Origin of the sequence: Bacteroides sp. CAG:189, assembly GCF_000432295.1 — a bacterium.
GTDB classification, from domain to species: domain Bacteria; phylum Bacteroidota; class Bacteroidia; order Bacteroidales; family Bacteroidaceae; genus Bacteroides; species Bacteroides salyersiae.
Window position 1 is genome coordinate 1 of sequence record NZ_HF991107.1, and the last position, 2,169, is coordinate 2,169.

At 39.7% G+C, this 2,169-nt stretch carries 6 protein-coding genes; all 6 read left to right on the top strand.

The annotated features are described in order from the left end of the window. Position 1: 1 nt before the first annotated feature. Positions 2-307, top strand: a complete 306-nt coding sequence (gene rplX / locus QVP90_RS14645; RefSeq protein ID WP_288204649.1) for a 50S ribosomal protein L24 — start codon at positions 2-4, stop codon at positions 305-307. After that, complete coding sequence (locus QVP90_RS14650) at positions 307-483, top strand: hypothetical protein (protein WP_021936845.1); 177 nt, start codon at positions 307-309, stop codon at positions 481-483. Before rplX ends, QVP90_RS14650 begins: the two co-directional genes overlap by 1 nt. Continuing rightward, complete coding sequence (rplE, locus tag QVP90_RS14655) at positions 468-983, top strand: 50S ribosomal protein L5 (RefSeq protein ID WP_288204652.1); 516 nt, start codon at positions 468-470, stop codon at positions 981-983. Before QVP90_RS14650 ends, rplE begins: the two co-directional genes overlap by 16 nt. Before the next feature lie 6 nt (positions 984-989). After that, a complete protein-coding gene (gene rpsN, locus QVP90_RS14660) occupies positions 990-1,289 on the top strand; it encodes a 30S ribosomal protein S14 (RefSeq protein WP_004296337.1) in 300 nt (99 codons plus the stop codon). Between the two features lie 54 nt (positions 1,290-1,343). Beyond that, a complete protein-coding gene (gene rpsH / locus QVP90_RS14665) occupies positions 1,344-1,739 on the top strand; it encodes a 30S ribosomal protein S8 (RefSeq protein ID WP_005929047.1) in 396 nt (131 codons plus the stop codon). Positions 1,740-1,754: 15 nt separating this feature from the next. Then, the coding region (locus QVP90_RS14670) for a 50S ribosomal protein L6 (RefSeq protein WP_288204651.1) at positions 1,755-2,169 on the top strand (415 nt) is incomplete at its 3' end.

The following is a 2,169-nucleotide window of genomic DNA, read 5'->3' on the forward strand; positions in this document are numbered from 1 at the left end:
TATCATAGCGGGAGAATCTAAAAGCCAAGATCGTAGTAATGGCACTTGGAAAACCGGGAAGGTTTTGAAGGTTCTTGTAAAAGAACAGAAGGTGATAGTGGAAGGCTTTAACATGATATCAAAGAGTACTAAACCGAATGCGAAGAATCCGCAGGGTGGTATCATTAAACAGGAAGCACCTATTCACATCTCTAACGTTGCATTGGTGGATCCGAAAACTGGTAAGCCTACTCGCGTTGCTATTAAAGTTAAAGAAGATGGTACTAAAGTACGCATCGCTAAAAAATCAGGAGAGGAGATTAAGTAATGAGTAATACTGCAAGCCTTAAGAAAGAATATGTAGAGCGTATTGCGCCTGCATTGAAATCACAGTTCCAGTATACTTCTTCGATGCAGGTACCCGTACTTAAGAAGATTGTTATCAATCAGGGTTTGGGTATGGCTGGGGGGGGGGGGGAGCAGAGCGTATTGCGCCTGCACTGAAGTCAAAGTTCCAGTACTCTTCATCAATGCAGGTGCCCGTACTTAAGAAGATTGTTATCAATCAGGGGTTAGGTATGGCTGTTGCCGACAAGAAGATCATTGAAGTAGCTATTAACGAGTTGACAGCAATTACCGGCCAGAAAGCCGTAGCAACTATCTCTCGTAAAGATATCGCTAACTTTAAGTTGCGTAAGAAGATGCCGATTGGAGTAATGGTTACTTTGCGTCGTGAAAGAATGTACGAATTCCTAGAAAAATTGGTTCGCGTGGCTCTACCACGTATCCGTGACTTCAAAGGTATTGAAAGTAAGTTCGATGGAATGGGTAACTATACCCTTGGTATTCAGGAGCAAATAATTTTCCCTGAAATTAATATCGATAGTATTACAAGAATTCTCGGAATGAATATTACCTTTGTAACCTCTGCACAAACAGATGAAGAAGGTTATGCCTTGTTGAAAGAATTCGGTTTACCGTTTAAAAACGCTAAAAAAGACTGATAAATTATGGCAAAGGAATCAATGAAAGCACGCGAAGTTAAGCGTGCTAAATTAGTAGCCAAATATGCCGAAAGAAGAGCTGCTTTGAAGCAAATTGTGAGAACAGGTGATCCTGCTGATGCTTTTGAAGCAGCACAGAAATTGCAGGAACTGCCTAAGAATTCTAATCCGATCCGCATGCACAATCGTTGCAAGCTGACTGGTCGTCCGAAAGGATATATCCGTCAATTCGGTATTTCAAGAATCCAGTTCCGCGAGATGGCATCTAACGGCCTTATTCCAGGTGTAAAGAAAGCAAGCTGGTAATTTTATTGTTTAAATATTGTCAGGGTAGTCCTGATTAATTTAATTATTTATTATATGACTGATCCAATAGCAGATTATTTGACGAGGTTGCGGAACGCTATTCAAGCAAAACACAGAGTAGTAGAAGTTCCTGCTTCAAATTTGAAAAAAGAAATCACTAAGATTCTTTTTGAAAAAGGCTACATCCTTAATTATAAGTTTGTAGAAGATGGTCCTCAGGGAACGATCAAAGTTGCCTTGAAGTACGATTCAGTTAACAAGGTTAACGCAATCAAAAAACTTGTAAGAATATCTTCTCCGGGTTTACGCCAGTATACCGGTTACAAAGATATGCCGCGTGTTATTAATGGTTTGGGTATTGCTATTATATCTACTTCCAAAGGTGTAATGACAAACAAAGAAGCTGCTGAGCTGAAAATCGGTGGTGAAGTATTGTGTTATGTATATTAATAGGAGGAAAAAGCAATGTCAAGAATAGGAAAATTACCCATTAGTATTCCTGCGGGAGTAACAGTTACTCTGAAGGATAATGTGGTTACCGTAAAGGGACCCAAAGGCGAACTTAGCCAATATGTGAATCCTGCTATCAATGTTTCTATTGAAGATGGACACGTAACTTTAAGTGAAAACGAAAATGCAATGCTTGATAATCCGAAGCAAAAACATGCTTTCCACGGTTTGTACCGTTCATTGGTTCACAACATGGTTGTGGGCGTATCTGAAGGTTACAAGAAAGAGTTGGAGCTTGTCGGTGTAGGTTATCGTGCTTCTAACCAGGGAAACATCATTGAATTGGCCTTAGGTTACACACACAATATCTTTATACAGTTGCCTTCTGAGGTTAAAGTAGAGACAAAATCTGAAAGAAATAAGAATCCTC

Bases quoted from the DNA above. Each gene is read 5' to 3' on its own strand.
- QVP90_RS14650 (WP_021936845.1), top strand. From the start codon at position 307: ATGAGTAATACTGCAAGCCTTAAGAAAGAATATGTAGAGCGTATTGCG.
- rpsN (WP_004296337.1), top strand. From the start codon at position 990: ATGGCAAAGGAATCAATGAAAGCACGCGAAGTTAAGCGTGCTAAATTA.
- rpsH (WP_005929047.1), top strand. From the start codon at position 1,344: ATGACTGATCCAATAGCAGATTATTTGACGAGGTTGCGGAACGCTATT.